Origin of the sequence: Lentibacillus saliphilus (assembly GCF_019093865.1) — a bacterium.
Lineage (GTDB): Bacteria > Bacillota > Bacilli > Bacillales > Amphibacillaceae > Lentibacillus_B > Lentibacillus_B saliphilus.
In genome coordinates this window covers 565,462-585,910 of the sequence record NZ_JABJXD010000001.1, presented here as the reverse complement: position 1 = coordinate 585,910, position 20,449 = coordinate 565,462, and the positions used below count along the sequence as shown (strand labels likewise).

Below are 20,449 nucleotides of genomic sequence, written 5' to 3'. Positions count from 1 at the left end.
GAGGTAAAAATTATGGATGAAGCATTAAAAGAAAACATGCTTGGTGCACTGGAAAATGTAATTGACCCCGAGCTTGGTATTGATATTGTTAACCTAGGTCTCATATATGATGTAGATTTAAAAGAAGACGGCTTATGTGTCGTAACAATGACGTTAACATCAATGGGCTGCCCATTAGCAGGACACATTGAACAAGATGTTCGCCGTGCACTTGCAGATTTCCCAGAAATTAAAGAAATTCAGGTAGACATCGTCTGGAATCCACCATGGGGCAAGGATAAAATGTCACGTTATGCTAAAATTGCTCTCGGAATACCTGATTGATAAAAAGCGTAAAGGAGGAGGTTGATTCAGTATATGGATCAGCCTTCTCATATACATAAAAGAGGTTATGGCCTATGAATGAAACAAATCACTTACCGATTTTTCAAGTTGTCGGCTATAAAAATTCAGGTAAAACCCTCGTAACGACGGCCTTAATTTCATCCTTAACTGAACAAGGGTATCAGGTAGCCTCATTAAAACACCACGGTCATGGTGGTGAACCAGATGATGTTCCGGGAACGGACAGTGCGCGCCATCGTCAAGCTGGTGCCGTCATAAGTGGTGTTCAGGGAGAAAATGAGCTCCATTTTGTCTTTGGAGGCAATGAGGGACTTTCATGGCAGCAAATAACTGCAATTTATGCAGCCGTGTCTTACGATGTGCTCGTGTTAGAAGGCTATAAACATTACACGTATCCTAAAATTGTTTTAATACGAAATGAAGCCGATCTACAGCTGCTTGAAGAAGTGGATAACATTGCTGCTGTTGGTGTTCATGAACAGGTTCAGCTGCCATATTTGAAGTGTAAAACGTTTATAATAAATGAAATTGATCATATTGTGCCGGAGCTGACAATGTATATGTTAGAACGCGCCCAAGAAGAACAATAGGAGGGCATATGGAACACAACTTTTGGATAACAGAAGAGCCGATTGCATTAAATGATGTGATTGAAAAGGTGACAAGGCGGGAAGTTGGCGCCATTAATATCTTCACAGGAACCGTGCGTGAATTAACTGATGGTAAGCGAACGCTGTTTTTGGAGTATGATGCATATAAACCGATGGCAGAAAAAAAGCTGGCTCAAATTGGCCAGGAAATTAAAGAAAAATGGGGCGATGCAGAAACAGCAATCGTTCATCGTGTTGGACGTCTTGATATTTCAGATGTTGCTGTTGCGATAGCTATTTCAACCCCTCATCGTAAAGCTGCTTTTGCTGCCAGCAGTTATGCGATTGACCGAATTAAGGAGATCGTTCCGATTTGGAAAAAAGAGCATTGGTCTGATGGTACGCAATGGATCGGTGACCAAAAAGAACGCCATTCATATGACAAAGGTATTCCAACAGAGGAGGCAATGGGTAATGGTTAACGTCTTATTTTTTGCTGGTTTGCAAGAGGCGGTTGGTGAGCATCGTGTGACTTTGGATGTAGCTGGTAAGACGATTGATGAACTCAAGACACTTATTAAAGATACATATAGCCTCGGACATCTTGATCATGTGATGGTCGCTGTAAATGAAGAGTATGTTGGAGAAAATATTATCCTTAATGAACAAGACACAGTAGCCTTTATCCCACCAGTTAGCGGCGGCTGATGTGTCATAACGCTTAACCAATTTATGTTAAATGTCCACTCATAATTTAGACAATATCCCAATCGAAAAAGGACTGGGACAAAAACTTAAAGTTTAAACCAAAAGACGAACAATACTCAACTTTAGCTCCGGAAATATACGTAGACTCCGGCGGGAGGAGAGGCCTAGGCGAGACCCCGCAGTGCGTTAGCACGAGGAGGCTCACCAGCCGCCCGCGGAAAGCGTAGTATATTTCCGGAGCGGTGGTATTGTTTATCTTTTTATTTGGTTATACACTTTGTCCCAGCTCTTTTCTCATTATAGAAATAGGATAACGAGTGTACTGACGATGAAGCAATAGAAAGCGAAATATTTCAGATTGCCTTTTTTCATAATGTTAATAAACCATTTTAGCGCATAGAACGAAGCGATAATTGAAGCCATAAACGCTAAGAGATTTGGAATGATGTCAAAGTTTTTATCCTTTATTAAATCACCAATGCTTAAGACTGAAATTCCAAGACTAACGGGAATGTACAATAGGAATGAAAAACGCAGAGCTGTTTCGCGGCTCATCCCGACGAGCATGGCAGCAACAACGGTCGCTCCAGACCGACTAATACCAGGAACGAGGGCAATAGATTGCGCAAAGCCAACAATGAGCGCGTCCTTCACAGTGATGTCGTTGTCGTCTTTCCAGCCCGTTAAATTACGAATGACCCACAGGGCAATCCCTGTTATGAGTAATGTCACACCTACAACGGCAACACCGCTTAATTTTGCCCCAATGTAATCCTCAAGTAAAAGTCCAATGATCCCCGTTGGAATGGTTGCCACAACGAGAAAAACAATGAATAAAAAGTCCCCTTTTAATGCCGTGTCCCTTGTCAACATGAATTGCGTGCCATTTTTTATGAGACGTATGATGTCGTTTCGGTATACGAGTAACACCGCAATAAGCGATCCGAAGTTGACGAGTATTTCAAAGGATAAGCCTTGTATTTCAACGTCCAGAAGCTTGCGCATAATAATGAGGTGTCCACTTGAAGAAATCGGGATCGGCTCTGTGATCCCTTGAAAAAAGCCTAGAAAAATATATTTAAGTAAAAGTAGCAAATCAGTAGCAGCATCCATTGCTTGTCACCTCTAATTTTTATTAATGTTTATGTCACCTTCTATAGGCAAATGAATAGTCTAGTTGTGAGGAGGTTGACATATGAAAACAAATCATAATCATCATAATATGTATGATCTATGTAATACCCATATGCACGCTTACGTATTGGTTGAGACAGTAGAAGGCCACCAGATCGACGGTATCATTACAGGTGTTGATGAAGACCAAGTCTATTTGGCTGTTCCAGACGGCGGAATGTCATCACACGGTGAAGATATGTCGAGAGAAGACCGACAATTCGGATTTGGTGGTGGGTATGGTGGCTTTTATCCTGGATACGGTTATCCTGGGTATGGACCTGGCTATGGCTATTACCCCGGCTATCCACGGCGTCCCTTCAGAAGGCTTATCTTACCACTTGCTGCGCTTACCGCGTTGAGTGTTCTACCCTGGTATTAAACGGTGCGGGTCTTTAAGTCCAAAAGGGCTTTAAAATGTAAAAGAGGGTCTCCCGAGGGGAGCCCTCTAATAATGTCGTTTGAATATACCATAACGTCATTATGATTGTGTATTTCCTTTTAGAACACCTTCACCAAGAATGAGTACGCCTATGCCAATGATGACACCAGTGATAAGTCCGTGTGATAATTCGAACGCTGCACCTGCCATACTTGACAATACATAGGATACTGCAGCCCCTATAAGTAGAGACCAAACCATCGTTACTATGTACCGCATTAAGAACACCTCAATTAATTAGTTGTTATTTTGAATACGTGTTGTTTCATATAATGATCATATACCTATATTAGTTTACCAAAACAAACAAAAAAATAAAAGCCTTTACTAAATGTTTAAAGATGTTTATACGTGGTACACCATCGTATATAATTATTTTTTATAGGTATTAACCTAGGAGGGTTAAGATGTGTGTCCTTGTTGAAAATTGTTTCCATTGGGTTGGTTATCACCTCGTTCAACAACTGCTTGATGATAATGAAGAAGTTGATGGTATTGATGATCAGCGTACATTAAAGCAGGTTCATTTGGCAATGTACGTTGCTCGGCATGCACAATTTCAACTTTTACAAAATCCTGAAATCAATTGGGAAGAAAGGCAATACAGCATTCATATAACGGTTGATACATCAGTAGAAGTATTAGAAACAAAGCCGAATGGTGCACTTACACTAACAACATCGTCACAAGACACATCAACGTCTGACACGATTGAATTGCCACTTCTGTTTGGGGAGTGGATGCCTATGACAGAAGACGGGATGTATCGAGAAAATGGTGATTGGATTGGCTTTCAGTCAGAGCAATTTGCGAATGAAGCAGTATATGTTGTGGACTTTATGAAAGTTTTGGTACATTGTATTAAGAAAAACTTACTGGATTCTACTTCATCTAGTTCAGAAAATAGAAATAAATCCCTTGCCAAATGTGTCAAAATACAAGACAATAGTCCTATGAATACAAATTTGGAAACTGTAAAGGCTCATTATATACAACATAAGACATACTACTAACATAGAGATTGGAGAGAATAGGGTGAGACGTTGGACCTTACTTTTAGGGATTGTTCTTCTTGTATTGACTTTATCTGCATGCGTTGAAGAATCTGATGACCAGCTTTACAAGGTCGGTATGCTCGTTGAAGGTAAGGCAGAAGAACAGCCTTGGAATATAAAAGGGTATGAAGGCCTTATGGCCATTAGAGATGATCATGATGTAGAAGTGTACTTTAAAGAAGGTATCAACACGGAACAAGATGTTGAAAAAGCTGTAAATGAGCTTGCTCAAAATGGTGTAAACCTTATTTTCGGACATGGTAGTACATATGGACGGCCATTTGTAGATCTAGCGACAACATATCCGGATATTCATTTTGTATATTTTAATGGTGGACACCATGCACAAAATGTCACGAGTTTTAATTTCAATGCTCATGCGATGGGTTTTTTTGCGGGGATGATTGCCGGTGGAATGACGGACACAGGACACGTCGGTATTATCGCTGCTTATGAATGGCAACCAGAATTGGAAGGGTATTTCGAGGGGGTTAAGCACCAGAATCCTTCAGCAAATGTGCATATAGACTATGTGAATGATTGGAACGATACAGGAACAGCTCTCGATGCTTACCAACGGCAGCGGAACAATCAAGTTGACGTCTTTTATCCAATTGGTGATCAGTTTTCGCGTGATGTGATTCAACAAGCAAGTGAAGATGATGTCTATACGATCGGTTATGTAAATGATCAGTCTTATATTGATCCTGTCAATGTATTAACAAGCACTGTTCAGCACATAGACAAACTTTATGAAATGGCCGCCTGGCAATTTAATGATAAGCGGCTTGCTGGTGGTGTGTATAGACTTGGATTTCCTGATGATGTGATCTCACTCGCTCCCTATAGTAAAGAGATACCACGGCATTTTCGTAATACAATTGAACATGCTGTGAAGATGTATAAAGCAACAGGATTATTACCTAATGAATTATCCGTTCACTAAAACGGCTCAATATGTTATCTTTTATTGATTTATGACATTCTTTTTAGAATGATTAGATAAGCTTTAGATACTTTTCCCCTTGCAAAATCGTAAAAAATGCATTAAAATTAGTACCAAGTCATAATAATTGATAGTAAATCTACTGCAAGGGGATGGAAATATGAATGTTGGTGTATTGGGTACAGGTCACTACGTCCCGGACAACATTGTTACAAATAAGGATTTAGAAAAATTTGTTGATACAAGCGATGAATGGATCAGAACAAGAACAGGTATAGAAGAAAGAAGAATTGCTGGCGATGATATGGATACATCAGATATGGCATATTTCGCTGCACAAAATGCAATTGAAGAAGCTGGTATTGATCCTACTGATATCGACCTTATTCTTGTTGCAACGGTGACACCAGACACGCCATTTCCATCAGTTTCTGCAATGCTTCAGCATAGACTCGGGGCAGAAGGTGCAGCGGCGATGGATCTCGGTGCTGCATGTGCTGGATTTTTGTATGGCATCGCGACTGCAAAACAATTCGTCGAAACAAAGACATATAAAAATGTGCTCGTCGTAGGGGCGGATAAGCTGTCTAAAATTATTGATTGGACGGATCGTAATACGTGTGTCCTTCTTGGTGATGGTGCGGGCGCTGTTGTCATTGGTGAGGTATCAGAGGGGAAAGGTATTTTGTCTCTTGAACTCGGCTCCAAAGGCTCTGGTGGAGAATATTTGTATCAAAACAAAGAAGGCCATATGATCATGAACGGCAGAGAGGTATTTAAGTTTGCTGTTAGACAAATGCCTGAATCATCAGTTAAGGTCGTAGAGAAAGCAGGCTTTCAAAAAGAAGATGTGGATTATTTAGTGCCACATCAGGCGAATATTCGTATTATGGAGGCGGCACGTGAGCGTCTCGGCATATCAGAAGACAAAATGGCACGGACGGTACAAAAATATGGAAATAATTCAGCCGCATCCGTACCAATTGCCTTATCTGAAGCAGTAAAACATGGTAAAATAAAAGACAATGACTTAATTGTACTCGTCGGATTTGGCGGGGGACTAACGTGGGGAGCAGCAGCCTTACGTTGGGGGAGATAACGTCTTATTAAGGAGGCATGCCTTATGGCAGATAGAAGAGTTGTAGTCACTGGTCTGGGCGCCGTTTCGCCGTTAGGAAATGATGTGCAGACGATGTGGGATGGCATTGTGTCTGGTCAATCAGGTATAGGCTATTTAACACGATTAGACCGTGAAAGTTTCCCAGTAAGTGTTACAGCAGAAGTAAAGGATTTCGATCCATCGACATGGATTGAAAAACGCGATGTTCGTAAAATGGATTTATTTACGCAGTATGCTGTTGTAGCTGCAAAAATGGCAGTTGCTGATGCGAATTTAACCATTAATGACGACATTGCTGACAGAGTTGGGGTTTGGGTTGGCTCAGGCATTGGCGGTATGCAGACGTATGAAGAGCAGTTTATTCGATTTAGGGAAAAAGGATATAAGCGCGTCAGTCCTTTTTTTGTGCCAATGATGATTCCTGACATGGCAGCTGGACAAGTATCCATCCAACTTGGAGCAAAAGGAATTAATTCTTGTACAGTGACTGCCTGTGCATCAGGTGCAAATTCAATCGGGGATGCCTTTAAGGTCATACAGCGTGGCGACGCGGATGTTATGATTACAGGTGGAACTGAAGCCCCAATTACAAATATGGCAATGGCTGGATTTTCAACTATGAAGGCATTATCATTGAATGAAGATCCTGCAAAAGCAAGTCGTCCTTTTGATCAGAACCGTGACGGTTTTATTATGGGAGAAGGTGCAGGAATTCTCATATTAGAATCATTAGAGTCTGCTGAAAAGCGCGGCGCTCATATTTATGCAGAAATTGTCGGCTACGGCTCAACAGGTGATGCATACCACATTTCCGCACCTGCTGAAGAAGGTGAAGGCGCTGTGCGCGCAATGAAGCAAGCGATTGCCGATGCTGGCTTAGCACCGACAGAAGTCGATTACATTAATGCGCATGGGACAAGCACAGAGTTAAATGACAAATATGAAACGACTGCTATTAAGCACGTATTTGGTGAGCATGCGTATAAGCTTGCTGTGTCATCAACAAAGTCGATGACAGGGCATATGCTAGGAGCTGCTGGTGGCATAGAGGCTGTTATCTCAGTTAAATCTATTGAGGACAGTGTGATCCCGCCAACGATTAACTACGAAACACCAGATCCTGAATGTGATCTTGATTATGTTCCGAATGAAGCGAGAAAGCAAAATCTAGATGTTGTTCTGAGTAACTCGTTTGGCTTTGGAGGCCATAACGCCTCACTCGTCTTTAAAAAATACCAATAATATGTTATATCCAAGGACTGATCCGAAACGGGTCAGTCTTTTTGTTGTGTTCGAATATATTCTTCAAACGGTTAAGATTTTAAAACGTCCCAACACCCCTTATGAAGAGGCAACGCTCCTTGAAGACTGCTTTAAATATAATCAAATACGCCTTAAGGCTTAGTGCAAAATAAGGCCTAGGCTCATTACGACCTCTTTTGAACCACGATATGATGAATGTAAGAAAGGAGGCGATATGAATGAGACATTTTCTTTTGTTTTTAGGCGGGCTCATTGCGCTGTTCGTTTTGTTAGCCAACTTAGGGCCAATGGTCTTTTTAGCATTAGGCATTTGGCTCTTGTATGTCATCTTTAAGAAATTCACTAAAAGTCAATCGACAAGTGGAAAGGTAGGTTGGGTTATTCTTGGGTTGCTTGTCCTAAGTATAACAGCTGCAAATCTTTACGCACTTGTTGGAATTGCCGCTGCGTATGCATTGTATCTGATTGTTAAACATTGGAGAAAAGATGATATTCAGCCAAAAACACCTACACCAGATGAAGATCCATTTACGAATTTTGAACATCAGTGGGCAGAGTTAAATCAATAGACATATTAAAAAGGAGCGATGATCATGACAAATATATTTAAACGTGTGGCCGATACTATTTCATCAGATCTTCACAACATGATGGACCGTAAGGAGCAAAGCAATCCAGTTGCAGCTCTTAACCAATATTTGCGTCAAAGCGAACAAGAGAAGGAAAAAGTCCGTCAGCTACTTGACAGACAATACAAATTAAAGAATGAATACACACGAGAATATCATCTTGCCCAAGACATGGCCAATAAACGATTGAAGCAAGCTGAAATTGCTGAACGGGCGAATGAAATGGACATGCATGAGTTTGCTATGAAAGAATATGAAGACTATCAGGGGCGAGCAGACCGCTTAAAAGCTTCCCGTGAAGAGGTCGTTCAACAACTGAACATGCTGGAGCAAAAGTATGAGGATATGAAGCATAAACTGAAGGATATGCATCTGCGGAGAATGCAATTGATGGGGCGGGAAAACATCGCTCGTGCAACACATCGGATAAATCAGGTCGTTGAAAACACATCAGACAAGCCATTTTCCCGCTTTGAAGAAATGGAACAGTATATCGAAAATCTAGAGTACAAGGTGAATAGCGCATATTATCGAAGTACATTTGATAGCAAGATTGCTAAGCTGGAAAGAGAACTGGACGAGCAGGCAAAAAGTTAATCTGTGTTTCAATAATTGTGCAAGAAATGTCGTCAATAAGATGCTATACTAGATACAGACATGACCATTGTTTGGTTAGGGGCTGGGAGAACCTTTTTATGATGCGTTCCCAGCCTGCTGTATTTTTTTCAAACAAATGAGATAGACTGACGATGATCTATATACGTCATGTAATTTTCGATAAATGTAAGGAACCTGCAGCCATGGAGAGGAGCCATCACTGGCATGATGCAACGATTGACGACAGATACGTTTAACTGGATATTAATAGTCGGGGTCATCCTGTTTATTGTTGAAATTGCTTTCTTCCATGGAGGCATGATTGGAACAGCTTTATTTGCGGCTTTGTTTATATATATTGGGAGAAAAAACTACAGTCAATTATGGGGCAAAATTATGTTCTGGCTCGGAGTGGTCGGATTACTTTTGTCGATTTTAAATATGTTGGCAGTACGTTTTTTTATCATTGCAGCCATTGTGATTTTTGTTATTCAATATTCCAAGTCCCAAAAAGAAGCTGATCATACGGCTCCGCATTTACCGGGCTCACAAGACGATATATTTGACCCTGTCGTAAAGATCACCCCTTTATTTAACCATACATTATACGAAGATCAAAAGACTGTTGATATGTCCTATCAATGGAAGGATGTCAATATTCACGGTGGCGTCGGCAATCGGGTGATTGATTTAAGTAATACGGTCCTTCCAAATGACACAGCGATCATATCAATACGTCATTTTGTCGGTAATATCGCTGTCCATATTCCATATGATGTCGATGTTAGTGTTCATCATAGCGCTGTTTTTGGCCGTGCCTTTATTTTAGGGAAAGACCATATAAGATTAATGAATCAGTCATTACATTACCAGACAGAATCGTATGATACAGCGACAACACGCGTAAAAATTGTCACCTCAGTATTTTCTGGAGATATTGAGGTGAAGCGGATATGAACACGGTCATACGCCATGTGTTAACGATTATTTTCTTTACGCTACTAATGTCCTTAATGACGGTGACGATTGTGCTATTGGCGTTCCCACCTGATGATTGGTCGTTGATTTTTGATCGCAAGCTCAATGACATACCTTTTTTAGCCTTTGTTTTTGGTGTTCCGATTATTTTTGGAACCATTATCGGTTTAATTATAAGCTTATATTGGCGTCAACGTCTGAAGCATGTAGAGCATCAATTGTCACACGTGGAAAAGGGACAGTATCCAATTTCGTTTGAAGGGTCTTATCGAGAGCTTGGAACGATTGAAGATCATATTGAACAGATACAGAAGAAAATGCTACAGCAGACCGAACAAGCTCAACGTTTAGCAACGGAACGGGCGAACGATCGGGATAAGATTCTTCAGGAAATTGTCGTCCAGGAAAGAAATCGCTTAGCACGTGAATTACATGATTCTGTTAGTCAGCATCTTTTCGCGGCATCGATGATGATGTCAGCGATTAATGAGCTAGAACCGCCTGATGATCCGTTTGTAGAACGCCAATTGAATATGGTGGAAAAAACGATTCATCAATCACAGCTTGAAATGCGGGCATTACTCCTGCACTTGCGCCCAGTCGCATTAAAAGATAAATCATTACAGGAAGGTATTTCTGAGCTTCTTAATGAACTTACCCAAAAGGTTCCACTGAATATTGAATGGCACACAGAGAATTTCACGATCGACAAAGGGATAGAAGACCAATTGTTTCGTATTCTGCAGGAGTCTGTATCAAATACCTTACGTCATGCAAATGCCTCAAGCCTTGATGTAACACTTATGAAGCGGGACAATTGGGTTATTTTGCGCGTGATCGATGATGGTGTCGGATTTATCGTTAATGACGTAAACAGTGGCTCCTATGGATTGGAAAACATGCGTGAACGTGCACTTGAAGTCGGCGGTACATTTAAGTTAATAAGCTTGCCTAATCAAGGAACACGTCTAGAGGTTAAGGTTCCTGCACTAACAGAAGAAGGTGACGACAATGATTAAAGTATTGTTTGCCGATGATCATGAAATGGTTCGGATCGGTGTTTCCTCATATTTATCCACACAGCCTGATATTGATGTCGTCGCTGAGGCTGATGATGGCGGCGCCGCTGTTGAACGCGCCCTTGAACTGAGGCCAGATGTGATTTTAATGGATCTCGTTATGAAGGAAATGGACGGCATCGAAGCGACGCGGCAAATTATTTCCCAATGGCCTGAGGCGAAAATTATTATCGTAACAAGTTTCCTTGACGATGAAAAAGTGTATCCCGCTCTTGAAGCAGGCGCAACGAGCTATATGTTGAAAACGTCAAAAGCAAGTGAAATAGCCAAAGCGATTCGAGCAACATATGATGGACAATCAATATTGGAACCAGAAGTCGCCGGAAAAATTATGACGAACATGAGAAAACAATCAAATGCCCCTTTACATGAGCAATTGACAGAGCGTGAAAAGGAAATCTTACTACTCATTGCTCAAGGGTACACGAATCAGGATATTGCTGATCAATTATTCATTGCCCTCAAAACAGTGAAAGTTCACGTCAGCAATATTTTAGGAAAGCTTGAAGTTCATGACCGCACCCAAGCCGTCATCTACGCCTTTAAGCATGACCTTATAAAATAATGGTATAAAAAGCCTGAAGGAAGTGCCCTCTCGTTGACCACTTCCTTCAGGCTTTTGTCTGTGATTCGATTGTTAGGTCCGCACAACGCATAAAACAGCTTTCGACCGCATATAATCCTATTTAGCCGCATATATCAGTAAAGCACCGCATAAGTGTAATTTAAGCCGCATAATCAAAAAAACAGCCGCATAACCACCCATCCACACGCATAACCCTGAAAAACGCCGCATAAACCGCCTTGCATGCGACAACGTTTTCCTCATAAAAACAGTACGTCCCACTTTCTTTATGAAGACCTTGCCACTGCGAATGACATCATCTACAAACACACCAACAAACATCACTCATGAATGACGCTCCCAAAGCATATGATTTAAAAAAAGGACCATGGACAAGCGTGGGGTGATGGTGTGGGGTATATTGTGATGTTTTTAATCGGTTTTGGACTAGCTGTTTCCGGAGGCGTCACGCTCATAGCATATATGAATTTTCTACCTGCTGGTGTTAGCTGGCTGGAGTATTTAATCTTTATTAAAGATCGGATAGAATGTTACTTTTTGCCTGTTGGTATCTTCCTAATGGCGCTTGCATTATATCGATTTCCAAACAACCCTTAAGAATATTTTTTTCGATTCATGGTCATAATGTATTTTAAGTTCTAGTAAAAAGCGAGGGTTGTTTTATGTTATATTTGCACGATGTCTGGGTAAATTGGTTTGAAGGTGAAGAAAATGGCTATAATGTATGCTATTTTCATGAGTGGCGTAAAGAAGACAAAATAGAACTCCTTGACCAAGTTCCATTATTGTACATAACGAAGCCGTTATACCAATATATTGAAAATGACATGCATGACATTCCCCAGTCTCTGCTGGATGCGATTTACCGACGTGCATATGCTAGAAAAGGTCAAATTCGCAAATGCCTTGACTATGCATGTGTTGTGACGGATGGCGTGGATATTATGGCGTTAGACACAGCAGGCTATAGCATTCCTATTAAAAAAAGCAGGTTAATTCCACGTCAAGAGCAGCTCGTTTTTGACATGGTTCAGAACATCAAGCCTCTGTCATACCAATTTGATGATAACCATTATGAAAAAAAACATCATATGCTTTCAATGTCACCAGACCTTGTTTTTGGACTGACACGTAGAGAGCGTCAGTTGAAACAGCTCATGATGATGGGACTCGATCAACTCAAAACGGCTAATCGAATAAAGGAATTACGATATTGGTTAACTGAATGGGATCCGAAGCAATATCCGTACATTCATTATATGGATGAGGAAAAGGCGTGGCATACGTTGTATAACAGTGTTAAACATGGGTGGAGTTCAGCGCATGAAGATTTTTGCAAAAAGCTCGTGAAAGGACAGCCGTTCCTTGAAAAAATGTGGGAGTTTGAGCAGAAGCAAAAGCCAACGTCCAAACAGCAGTAAAGTGTTGCACTCAATTGACGCGATTGAAAACAACATCGTATAAACATCCCCGTTTTATTGTTACACAGCTGCAGAACCTCATTTTATCACTGAAAATAAAAGTAAAACGAGCCTACCCCTTCGTAGAAACGATCGGGTAGGCTCGATTTTTGCCTCTATTTACGCTTTTTTACACGACCGAGTCCCATCGCTTTTTTAGCTTTGGCGACTGTTTTATTTGCTGTAAAGGAGGCCTTTTCAGCACCCTCATCAAGAATGTCATCGAGCTCATCGGAGTCAATTAGCTCATAATATTTCTCTTGAATTGGTGCGAGCTTTTCAATGACAGCGTTGGCGACATCTTGCTTGAACACCCCGTAGCCTTCACCTTCATATGCCTGTTCTAATTCAGCAATCGTACGACCCGTACAGCTTGCCATTATCGTTAATAGGTTTGACACACCTGGTTTATTTTCTTTGTCAAATTTAACGATGCCTTCAGAATCGGTTACGGCACTTTTAATTTTCTTTTCAATTTGCTTCGGTTCGTCAAGCATTGAGATATATGCTTTCGTATTTTCGTCAGACTTACTCATTTTCTTAGTCGGGCTTTGCAGTGACATGATCCGAGCGCCGACTTTTGGAATGCTGATCTCTGGTACGGTCAAAATGTCATTAAAGCGGTTGTTGAACCGCTGGGCTAGGTTTCGAGTAAGCTCTAAATGCTGCGTTTGATCCTCTCCAACCGGCACGATATCTGTGTTATAGAGTAAAATATCTGCTGCCATTAACGACGGATAGGTGAGCAATGCTGAAGACACACCTTCTTTACCTTCAGATTTATCCTTATACTGGGTCATACGCTCAAGCTCACCGACATAGCTGATTGATTGTAGCATCCATCCCATTTGCGTGTGAGCTGGAACTTCAGATTGAATGAATAAAGTCGCTTGTTTCGGATCAATACCAGATGCTAAATATAAAGCAGCCAGAGATCGGATTTGCTTGCGTAGCTTTAAGCGATCCTGTGGAACCGTGATTGCATGCTCATCAACGATACAGAAATAACAATTATGATCCTTTTGCAGCTCAGCAAACTGTGTTAGTGCGCCTAAATAGTTGCCTAGCGTTAAAATACCACTTGGTTGAATACCTGAAAAGATTGTCTTCATCATACGTTCGCCTCCAAATTATTTTTAACGACAAAAAAGCCCATCCATTCCCTGTAAAAGGGACGAATGAACCGCGGTGCCACCCTAATTATTCTGCAGCTAATGCAGAATCACTTTAAACGTTAATCAGCTCCAAAGTCCAATTCCAATTTGCCTTGATACTTGTTTCCACCAACCACAAGCTCTCTAAAATTCAGCGGGCAAAAAGTACTACGCCTTTTTCATTGCTAATGATGCTATATAGACTTTGTACCATTATATATACTCTTTGTATGAAGTGCAAGAGGAAAGTCGCCATTAAGAGGTCTAGCAGAGACATTCATGCAACTCGCATTTATGATACAACGTAATCAAACCCCAAATTGTACCGGTGTCATTTCCTCATGAATCGCCTTCATCTCATAACCGTTATCCACAAAATAGTGCAGCAATTTTTCTAAGTGAGCTGCCGTTGTTGGCTTTTCATGCATTAATACGACCAGTGGTTCTTTGTTAAAACGTTCGTTAATTTGCTGGATCGTATTCTCGACAAATTCACCATTTTTATATTGCCAGTCCCTTGAGTCTACATTCCAATCCCAAATGATAAGCTGATTGTGATTCGCTGCAGTCTTAAAAGGGGGTGTGATATAAGGCTTAGAACCATATGGTGCCCTGACTAAATGGGTATTAACCCCCACTGTTTCTTCTATAAAACCGATCGCTTGGTTCATCTCGTTTACAAAATGCTCGGGCGATTTGTATACGTTTGAAATCTGATGTGTGACACCATGTACCCCAAGTGAGTGGCCCTTTTCGTGCATGGACTTAATGATCTCAGGGTTCCGTGTCATATTAGGCTCAAGCATGAAAAACGTCGCCTTGGCATCATATTTATCAAGAAGCTGTAAGATGTCAGCTGATGCATTCGGGTGGGGACCATCGTCAAAGGTTAAATAGACGACCTTCCCTGTTTCTATCGGTTGTTCAGAGGGTTCATCCTCGGTTTGTTCTTCCTTATTTTGAACGTCCTCATTTTGCTCTACATCATTTTTTTCTTCCTCAGAATGTGTTGGGTCTTCATGAGGTGTCGTATCTTCTTTAGGTGATTCTGTCTCTTTTTCAGAGCCCGCCGTCTCCCTGTCATCGTTTGTAATCGAAGCCCCAATACTTTGATCGGCTACGACCATTTGATTGGAAATAAACAGCAACACGACTAAAGTGCAAACAATTAAAATGCCAAGCACTAATTTCCCCCAATGATTTAATCTTGTCTTTTTTTGTGGTGTTATCGACATTTCTCTCTTCCCCTCGACATGTGATATCTATCATTATGGTAAGATAAATAACGATTCACTGAGTTACATTAAAATGACAATATATCTGTAACCTTTTTGCCATTTTTAATGGCGTGCAGTGCGATATACTATACTATTAGGATTGATGATTAAGGGATGATTAAGATGACGATATGTTTGAAACGGCTTTTCTTTATAGGAGCGTTTATCACGCTAGGAGGGTGTTCGGTATTTCATGCAAATACGGATTTAATGTCACCCCCTCAGCTATCCGTTGCAAAAGAAGAAATTAGGCAAGCGATTTCGCTCTATTTGCCAGAAAACGTTGAGCTGCAAATGCCATTAAATCATCAGGATGGCAGTCCGATCGAGCTTGTTGATTTAAATGGAGACGAAGAGGATGAAGCGGTGGTGTTTTATAAATCCCAAGGCCAAGCTGATATCGTCAAAGGCATTGTGTTACAAAACAACAACGGTTGGGAAAAAATCGCAGATATAAGAGGTGAAGGAAAGATATTAGTTGATTTAACGTTTGATGATTTGACGGACGACGGTCATAAAGAAATACTTGCAGGATTTGCATATACGGAGGACTCGAAGGATTACGGGTTAATTGTCTATGACATCTTTTCAAGTTCGAAACCGAGCATTTTACTCAATAAACCGTATTCACATTTCCTCGTTGATGCGTTTGAACAAGTAGAAAAGAATAACCTCGTCATTATTAAATTTGTTAAAGAGCACAAAAATACAGTGTCCTTATATGACTATCGAAACGAAGCTATTGTCGAAGTTGATCAACTGGAATTAGATCATTATATTAATGGCTACTACAATGTGATGAGTGGTCAAATAACTGAGAAACAAAAAGGTCTCATGCTTGATGTCGGCTTAGGGGCGCACTCTGCCCAGACGTTTATCATTTCTATAAGCGACGATGAAATGACAAATTGGTTCAGCTTTGATAACGATCCGACGTTTAAGGCATCGGCCGTATTGAGTGCGGATACGAACGGAGATGGCATTCTTGAATACGGCATATTGGAAGAGCCATATATGGAAGAACCGCTCCCATACGCGACGACGCCATTTATTACGGTCTATTATCAATTACATGATGATGGATCATCTCATGTTGTATCCAAAGCGTACTATGATTATGAACATCTTTATAAAGTGTCAATTCCATTGGATTGGCCGAGACTCCAAATTGACCGGTCGGATGACCGTAAACGCATTGAAATAAAACCCGCAGGAACAGATGTCGTGTTTTTGGATGTTTATGTCTCAGAGGATAAGCGACCACGCGGAGATGGTTGGTTTGTTTTGGCGGAGACAGAAGAGTTTGTATATCTATCTAAAACAACTAAAAAAGAAAATCGGCGGTTGTTTCAGCTGCTACAACCATTAGATATGGCTAACTGAGGGATGACGTTATGGAAAAGATACTAATCATTGAAGATGAAGCGAATATTAGAGGGTTTATTACTATTAATTTAAAACGATATGGTTTTTACGTTTTAGAAGCAGCATCTGGAGAAGATGCATTTCAAATTTTAGACGCGCATCAAGATATTTCGATTCTTGTTTTGGATATCATGCTACCAGGGATGAGTGGATTTGAAGTGGCAAAACGTATCCGCGAAACAAATGAACGTATTGGTATTATCATGCTCACGGCGAAAACGATGGAATCAGACAAAGTATTTGGTTTGGTGAATGGTGCTGATGATTATATCTCAAAGCCATTTAGTCCTAATGAACTCATTGCAAGAATCAATTCCCTTTTACGGCGGGTTAATGTCATTGAGCATAAAGTGGATTTAGGTGTGCAGCTAGATCGAGAAAAACGCTGTTTGCGAAAAGATGGCGCCACGATTGAACTATCTCCTACAGAGTATCAAATTTTATCAATACTTGACCTTGCTAAAGGGAAGGCCGTTAGTCGAAACGACATCTTAGATGATGTGTGGGGATTAGATTTTCCTGGCGATCCGAAAATCGTGGACGTGAACATTCGCCGAATTAGACGAAAGATAGAAGATTCACCGTCTGTTCCAGAACATATTCAAACCGTATGGGGCTATGGGTACAAATGGGAAAAATGATAAAACGGAAGCCTGGAATCCAAAAAAGGCTGATGAAAATCCACTTCATTGTTATTACGTTAACGGTTGTTTTATTCGAATGTGTCGTCTTTTTTAGCTTGTACCAATATTATTATAAAAACACAGAGCAAATCGTGTTATCACACGCAAAAAACTCAGCTAATTTTGCGACGCGATTTACAGATCTTTCACCATATAACCTGAAACATAAAATTCCGGATATGATTAGAGAATTTCAAATACAGGGTGCAGAAATGCAAGTTGTTTCACCAACAGGAACGATCCTAGCTTCGTCAACAGGGTTTCTCCAAGAGCATACAATAGATAGCACCACACTTAAAAATGCGTCTATTGAACAGCCAAGTGTATGGAAGGGAAGGAATGACGAGACAAGTGAACGGATTATGGCAATCGTTGTTCCGGTCAAATTTGAAGGCCAGCCAGCAATCTATTTTCGCTATGTAACATCATTATCTAATATTGACCATGCTGTACAACGACTAAGTGGTCTGGCAATTACGATTGGATTGAGCATTATTGTGGTTGTTTTGCTGTTAAGTCGAGCATTGGCAAAAAAAATTACGGCGCCTTTATCAGATATCACGGAAGCTTCCAAGCGATTTGCCAGAGGTGACTTTGACACGAGTATTAATGAGAACTATATTGGCGAATTAGGTATACTTGCAAAATCCTTTAATGAAATGAGCCACGCACTTTTAAAACAGGAACAGGTGAAAGACCAATTTATATCTTCCATTTCTCATGAACTACGGACCCCTTTGACGAGTATTAAAGGATGGAGCGAGACGTTACGCTTCGGAGATATGGACAACCATGAAGAATTGAATACAGGCATTACAATCATCACGAATGAAACAGAAAGGCTCATTCAATTGGTAGAAGAACTATTGGACTTTTCAAAAGTGAACCAAGAGGTCTTTCAAATTGATCCTCATAAATTTAGCATAAATCAATTAATAACAGAGGTCTCACAGCAATTTGACAAGCAATTGAAGAAAAAAGGAATTGAATTGACTGTCTATGCAACTAACAATGTTGACATTGTTGCGGATTATAATCGTCTGAAGCAAGTATTCGTTAACGTGCTCGATAATGCCATCAAGTATAGTCACATGAATAGCTCAATTAACATTGAATGCGCGATAAAAAAGAATTATTGTACGGTATCTGTTGAAGATTTTGGCCAGGGTATAAAGGCTGCAGATTTACAACACATAGCGACGCCTTTTTATAAACCAAATAATAACGTGACAGGAGCAGGACTCGGATTGGCGATTAGTAAGCATATTATTGAACGTCATCACGGGCAGCTAGTGATTGACAGCATATATGAAAAAGGGACAAAGGTGACGATTAGCCTACCCATAAAATAAAGGCTTGACCTGTATCGTCACTATCATGTGGTGTAACTTTTTTGCCTGATGAACCGTCTCTTTAGAAGACTAAATGCACGTGTTGTTCAGTTGTGCGCATAGAAAACGTGAAAATATTGGAAAAACGCCATCTTTTTATGTTTTCTATTCAATTTTATATGCGTGTCATATATAATAGAAACCTAGACTATAATAGGAGATTGATAGTACATGAACCGTAAACAATTAATAATACCATTGACATGTATGTTAGCTGCTCTGGCACTGATGTTTGTACCTTTTGATTCTACGAAAGTGCACGCTGAATCACAAGAAACGGCCAAATCGATTGGTTTACACAAGGAACGACAAACAGCAATCGAATTACTTGATGAACAAACAGATTTTAAGCGGTTCACGTATGATTCAGGTCTCCATTTTGAATATCCTGATGCAGTTCGCGGTATCTATGTAACGGGTCCTTCAGCAGGTGGTAGTAGATTTGAAAGGTTGTTAAAGCTTGTTGATGAGACCGATTTAAATGCGATGGTTATTGATGTCAAGGAAGACCATGGTAATTTAACATTTAAGCCTGAAGAAGGATCACCATATGAAGACATTGCAGTCAACTATATAAATGATCCGCGGGCAATGCTAGAAGTGCTTGAAGAGAAGGGAATCTATCCGATTGCTCGAATTGTTGTTTTCAAAGATTCAGTGTTAGCTAAGAGCCGACCTGAATTATCGTTTAAAGAAAATGGCAACGTTTGGGTGAACCGTAAAGGAGAAGCCTTTGTGAATCCATACATGAAAGAAGTATGGGAATATAATGTAGACATTGCTAAAAAAGCAGCTGAGCTCGGTTTTAAAGAAGTTCAGTTTGATTATGTTCGTTTTCCTGAAGGATTTGAGCGCTATGCCGATCAATTGGAATTCGGCACAGGCGACTATTCTGATTTTGAGCACGGCGGTGTCAAACGACGTGTTGAAGCTGTTACTGACTTCGTAAAATATGCAAAAGAAGAACTTGACTATTATGATGTTGATGTGTCAGTTGATATTTTCGGATATGCAGCAGATGTTGTTGAAACGCCTGGTATCGGCCAAAACTTCTTGAAAATATCTGAAAATGTTGATGTGATTTCATCCATGATCTATCCGAGTCATTGGACCAATAACTATTTTGGAATTCCTTTTCCAGATAAAGAACCATACCGCTTGGTGACAGAGTATGCGAAAGTAGAAAATGAGCTGTTAGCACAGTTAGAAGATCGCCGTCCTATTTCTCGTCCTTGGATTCAAGATTTTGATGCACCGTGGCTGTATTCAGGCGCAACATTCCGCTATGGCAAAGCTGAGGTTGAAGCACAGATCAAGGCGTTGAATGAGAATGGGATAAACGAATTCCTTCTTTGGAACCCTGGCAATACGTATACAGAAAATGTTGATTACACACCAACAATGAAGTAGGGTAGCAACAATGTTCATTTGAACAAACAAGGGTCTATTTTAAAGACATTTACTGAAATTAAAAGGATGAAGTAGGTGAGTGGTTCTCAATCGCGTTCAGCATGCATAACGGCTATATTTTCTGAAAAGGCCGGTTTA

At 40.5% G+C, this 20,449-nt stretch carries 24 protein-coding genes and 1 other annotated feature; of the genes, 20 read left to right on the top strand and 4 right to left on the bottom strand.

What is annotated here, in order from left to right; translation table 11 throughout:
• The first annotated feature begins 12 nt into the window (after positions 1-12).
• The 4 genes from HPC67_RS03030 (at position 13) to moaD (ending at position 1,643) form a co-directional block, all read left to right on the top strand.
• Positions 13-324 carry a metal-sulfur cluster assembly factor gene (locus HPC67_RS03030; protein WP_217585948.1) on the top strand — a complete coding sequence of 104 codons (312 nt, stop codon included), beginning with the start codon at positions 13-15 and terminating at the stop codon, positions 322-324.
• A gap of 74 nt (positions 325-398) precedes the next feature.
• Positions 399-935, top strand: coding sequence for a molybdopterin-guanine dinucleotide biosynthesis protein B (gene mobB / locus HPC67_RS03025; protein ID WP_217585947.1), 537 nt, complete (start codon positions 399-401; stop codon positions 933-935).
• Between the two features lie 8 nt (positions 936-943).
• The gene (locus HPC67_RS03020) at positions 944-1,417 is read left to right on the top strand and encodes a molybdenum cofactor biosynthesis protein MoaE (protein WP_217585946.1); all 474 of its coding nucleotides are present in this window, start codon (positions 944-946) and stop codon (positions 1,415-1,417) included.
• A complete protein-coding gene (gene moaD, locus HPC67_RS03015; RefSeq protein ID WP_217585945.1) occupies positions 1,410-1,643 on the top strand; it encodes a molybdopterin converting factor subunit 1 in 234 nt (77 codons plus the stop codon). Before HPC67_RS03020 ends, moaD begins: the two co-directional genes overlap by 8 nt.
• Positions 1,644-1,940: 297 nt before the next feature.
• Here the strand turns inward: moaD and HPC67_RS03010 are convergent, their stop codons facing one another.
• A complete protein-coding gene (locus HPC67_RS03010; RefSeq protein WP_217585944.1) occupies positions 1,941-2,756 on the bottom strand; it encodes an undecaprenyl-diphosphate phosphatase in 816 nt (271 codons plus the stop codon).
• A gap of 82 nt (positions 2,757-2,838) precedes the next feature.
• On the opposite strand from HPC67_RS03010, the gene HPC67_RS03005 reads away from it, so the two are divergent.
• A complete protein-coding gene (locus HPC67_RS03005) occupies positions 2,839-3,198 on the top strand; it encodes a hypothetical protein (protein WP_217585943.1) in 360 nt (119 codons plus the stop codon).
• Positions 3,199-3,297: 99 nt separating this feature from the next.
• Here the strand turns inward: HPC67_RS03005 and HPC67_RS03000 are convergent, their stop codons facing one another.
• Positions 3,298-3,477 (bottom strand): DUF2929 family protein, encoded by a 180-nt coding sequence (locus HPC67_RS03000; RefSeq protein ID WP_217585942.1) that lies wholly within the window; start codon positions 3,475-3,477, stop codon positions 3,298-3,300.
• 188 nt (positions 3,478-3,665) lie between these two features.
• Between HPC67_RS03000 and HPC67_RS02995 the strand changes: the two genes are divergently transcribed.
• The 11 genes from HPC67_RS02995 (at position 3,666) to HPC67_RS02945 (ending at position 12,932) form a co-directional block, all read left to right on the top strand.
• Positions 3,666-4,271, top strand: a complete 606-nt coding sequence (locus tag HPC67_RS02995) for a hypothetical protein (protein WP_217585941.1) — start codon at positions 3,666-3,668, stop codon at positions 4,269-4,271.
• 22 nt (positions 4,272-4,293) lie between these two features.
• Positions 4,294-5,259, top strand: a complete 966-nt coding sequence (locus HPC67_RS02990) for a BMP family ABC transporter substrate-binding protein (RefSeq protein WP_217585940.1) — start codon at positions 4,294-4,296, stop codon at positions 5,257-5,259.
• Between the two features lie 160 nt (positions 5,260-5,419).
• A complete protein-coding gene (locus HPC67_RS02985) occupies positions 5,420-6,358 on the top strand; it encodes a beta-ketoacyl-ACP synthase III (RefSeq protein ID WP_217585939.1) in 939 nt (312 codons plus the stop codon).
• Positions 6,359-6,382: 24 nt separating this feature from the next.
• The gene (gene fabF / locus HPC67_RS02980) at positions 6,383-7,621 is read left to right on the top strand and encodes a beta-ketoacyl-ACP synthase II (RefSeq protein ID WP_217585938.1); all 1,239 of its coding nucleotides are present in this window, start codon (positions 6,383-6,385) and stop codon (positions 7,619-7,621) included.
• Positions 7,622-7,860: 239 nt separating this feature from the next.
• Positions 7,861-8,211, top strand: a complete 351-nt coding sequence (locus tag HPC67_RS02975) for a lmo0954 family membrane protein (RefSeq protein WP_217585937.1) — start codon at positions 7,861-7,863, stop codon at positions 8,209-8,211.
• A gap of 24 nt (positions 8,212-8,235) precedes the next feature.
• On the top strand, positions 8,236-8,868 hold the full coding sequence (locus tag HPC67_RS02970) for a PspA/IM30 family protein (protein ID WP_217585936.1): 633 nt from the start codon (positions 8,236-8,238) through the stop codon (positions 8,866-8,868).
• Between the two features lie 225 nt (positions 8,869-9,093).
• Positions 9,094-9,825, top strand: a complete 732-nt coding sequence (gene liaF / locus HPC67_RS02965; RefSeq protein ID WP_217585935.1) for a cell wall-active antibiotics response protein LiaF — start codon at positions 9,094-9,096, stop codon at positions 9,823-9,825.
• Positions 9,822-10,865 carry a sensor histidine kinase gene (locus HPC67_RS02960; protein WP_217585934.1) on the top strand — a complete coding sequence of 348 codons (1,044 nt, stop codon included), beginning with the start codon at positions 9,822-9,824 and terminating at the stop codon, positions 10,863-10,865. Before liaF ends, HPC67_RS02960 begins: the two co-directional genes overlap by 4 nt.
• Positions 10,858-11,490 (top strand): response regulator transcription factor, encoded by a 633-nt coding sequence (locus HPC67_RS02955; RefSeq protein ID WP_217585933.1) that lies wholly within the window; start codon positions 10,858-10,860, stop codon positions 11,488-11,490. Before HPC67_RS02960 ends, HPC67_RS02955 begins: the two co-directional genes overlap by 8 nt.
• Positions 11,491-11,901: 411 nt before the next feature.
• Positions 11,902-12,108 carry a YuzI family membrane protein gene (locus tag HPC67_RS02950; RefSeq protein ID WP_217585932.1) on the top strand — a complete coding sequence of 69 codons (207 nt, stop codon included), beginning with the start codon at positions 11,902-11,904 and terminating at the stop codon, positions 12,106-12,108.
• 65 nt (positions 12,109-12,173) lie between these two features.
• Positions 12,174-12,932 carry a YjbA family protein gene (locus HPC67_RS02945; protein ID WP_217585931.1) on the top strand — a complete coding sequence of 253 codons (759 nt, stop codon included), beginning with the start codon at positions 12,174-12,176 and terminating at the stop codon, positions 12,930-12,932.
• 155 nt (positions 12,933-13,087) lie between these two features.
• Here the strand turns inward: HPC67_RS02945 and trpS are convergent, their stop codons facing one another.
• Entirely contained in the window at positions 13,088-14,083 is a 996-nt protein-coding gene (trpS, locus tag HPC67_RS02940) for a tryptophan--tRNA ligase (RefSeq protein ID WP_217586245.1), read from the bottom strand.
• A gap of 55 nt (positions 14,084-14,138) precedes the next feature.
• Positions 14,139-14,317, bottom strand: a binding site (T-box leader).
• Positions 14,318-14,433: 116 nt separating this feature from the next.
• Positions 14,434-15,360, bottom strand: coding sequence for a polysaccharide deacetylase family protein (locus HPC67_RS02935; RefSeq protein WP_217585930.1), 927 nt, complete (start codon positions 15,358-15,360; stop codon positions 14,434-14,436).
• A 165-nt stretch (positions 15,361-15,525) separates the two neighbouring features.
• Here HPC67_RS02935 and HPC67_RS02930 point away from each other — a divergent pair, with 165 nt between their 5' ends.
• From HPC67_RS02930 to HPC67_RS02915, 4 genes are all read left to right on the top strand, one after another.
• Positions 15,526-16,785, top strand: coding sequence for a hypothetical protein (locus HPC67_RS02930; protein ID WP_217585929.1), 1,260 nt, complete (start codon positions 15,526-15,528; stop codon positions 16,783-16,785).
• An 11-nt stretch (positions 16,786-16,796) separates the two neighbouring features.
• Positions 16,797-17,468, top strand: coding sequence for a response regulator transcription factor (locus HPC67_RS02925; RefSeq protein WP_217585928.1), 672 nt, complete (start codon positions 16,797-16,799; stop codon positions 17,466-17,468).
• Positions 17,456-18,862, top strand: coding sequence for a sensor histidine kinase (locus HPC67_RS02920; protein WP_217585927.1), 1,407 nt, complete (start codon positions 17,456-17,458; stop codon positions 18,860-18,862). Before HPC67_RS02925 ends, HPC67_RS02920 begins: the two co-directional genes overlap by 13 nt.
• A 210-nt stretch (positions 18,863-19,072) precedes the next feature.
• On the top strand, positions 19,073-20,311 hold the full coding sequence (locus HPC67_RS02915) for a putative glycoside hydrolase (RefSeq protein WP_217585926.1): 1,239 nt from the start codon (positions 19,073-19,075) through the stop codon (positions 20,309-20,311).
• The last annotated feature ends 138 nt before the right edge of the window (positions 20,312-20,449 follow it).

Coding starts and splice junctions, on each gene's coding strand:
- HPC67_RS03030 (WP_217585948.1), top strand. CDS start 13: ATGGATGAAGCATTAAAAGAAAACATGCTTGGTGCACTGGAAAATGTA.
- mobB (WP_217585947.1), top strand. CDS start 399: ATGAATGAAACAAATCACTTACCGATTTTTCAAGTTGTCGGCTATAAA.
- HPC67_RS03020 (WP_217585946.1), top strand. CDS start 944: ATGGAACACAACTTTTGGATAACAGAAGAGCCGATTGCATTAAATGAT.
- moaD (WP_217585945.1), top strand. CDS start 1,410: ATGGTTAACGTCTTATTTTTTGCTGGTTTGCAAGAGGCGGTTGGTGAG.
- HPC67_RS03010 (WP_217585944.1), bottom strand. CDS start 2,756: ATGGATGCTGCTACTGATTTGCTACTTTTACTTAAATATATTTTTCTA.
- HPC67_RS03005 (WP_217585943.1), top strand. CDS start 2,839: ATGAAAACAAATCATAATCATCATAATATGTATGATCTATGTAATACC.
- HPC67_RS03000 (WP_217585942.1), bottom strand. CDS start 3,477: ATGCGGTACATAGTAACGATGGTTTGGTCTCTACTTATAGGGGCTGCA.
- HPC67_RS02995 (WP_217585941.1), top strand. CDS start 3,666: ATGTGTGTCCTTGTTGAAAATTGTTTCCATTGGGTTGGTTATCACCTC.
- HPC67_RS02985 (WP_217585939.1), top strand. CDS start 5,420: ATGAATGTTGGTGTATTGGGTACAGGTCACTACGTCCCGGACAACATT.
- fabF (WP_217585938.1), top strand. CDS start 6,383: ATGGCAGATAGAAGAGTTGTAGTCACTGGTCTGGGCGCCGTTTCGCCG.
- HPC67_RS02975 (WP_217585937.1), top strand. CDS start 7,861: ATGAGACATTTTCTTTTGTTTTTAGGCGGGCTCATTGCGCTGTTCGTT.
- HPC67_RS02970 (WP_217585936.1), top strand. CDS start 8,236: ATGACAAATATATTTAAACGTGTGGCCGATACTATTTCATCAGATCTT.
- liaF (WP_217585935.1), top strand. CDS start 9,094: ATGATGCAACGATTGACGACAGATACGTTTAACTGGATATTAATAGTC.
- HPC67_RS02960 (WP_217585934.1), top strand. CDS start 9,822: ATGAACACGGTCATACGCCATGTGTTAACGATTATTTTCTTTACGCTA.
- HPC67_RS02955 (WP_217585933.1), top strand. CDS start 10,858: ATGATTAAAGTATTGTTTGCCGATGATCATGAAATGGTTCGGATCGGT.
- HPC67_RS02945 (WP_217585931.1), top strand. CDS start 12,174: ATGTTATATTTGCACGATGTCTGGGTAAATTGGTTTGAAGGTGAAGAA.
- trpS (WP_217586245.1), bottom strand. CDS start 14,083: ATGAAGACAATCTTTTCAGGTATTCAACCAAGTGGTATTTTAACGCTA.
- HPC67_RS02935 (WP_217585930.1), bottom strand. CDS start 15,360: ATGTCGATAACACCACAAAAAAAGACAAGATTAAATCATTGGGGGAAA.
- HPC67_RS02930 (WP_217585929.1), top strand. CDS start 15,526: ATGACGATATGTTTGAAACGGCTTTTCTTTATAGGAGCGTTTATCACG.
- HPC67_RS02925 (WP_217585928.1), top strand. CDS start 16,797: ATGGAAAAGATACTAATCATTGAAGATGAAGCGAATATTAGAGGGTTT.
- HPC67_RS02920 (WP_217585927.1), top strand. CDS start 17,456: ATGGGAAAAATGATAAAACGGAAGCCTGGAATCCAAAAAAGGCTGATG.
- HPC67_RS02915 (WP_217585926.1), top strand. CDS start 19,073: ATGAACCGTAAACAATTAATAATACCATTGACATGTATGTTAGCTGCT.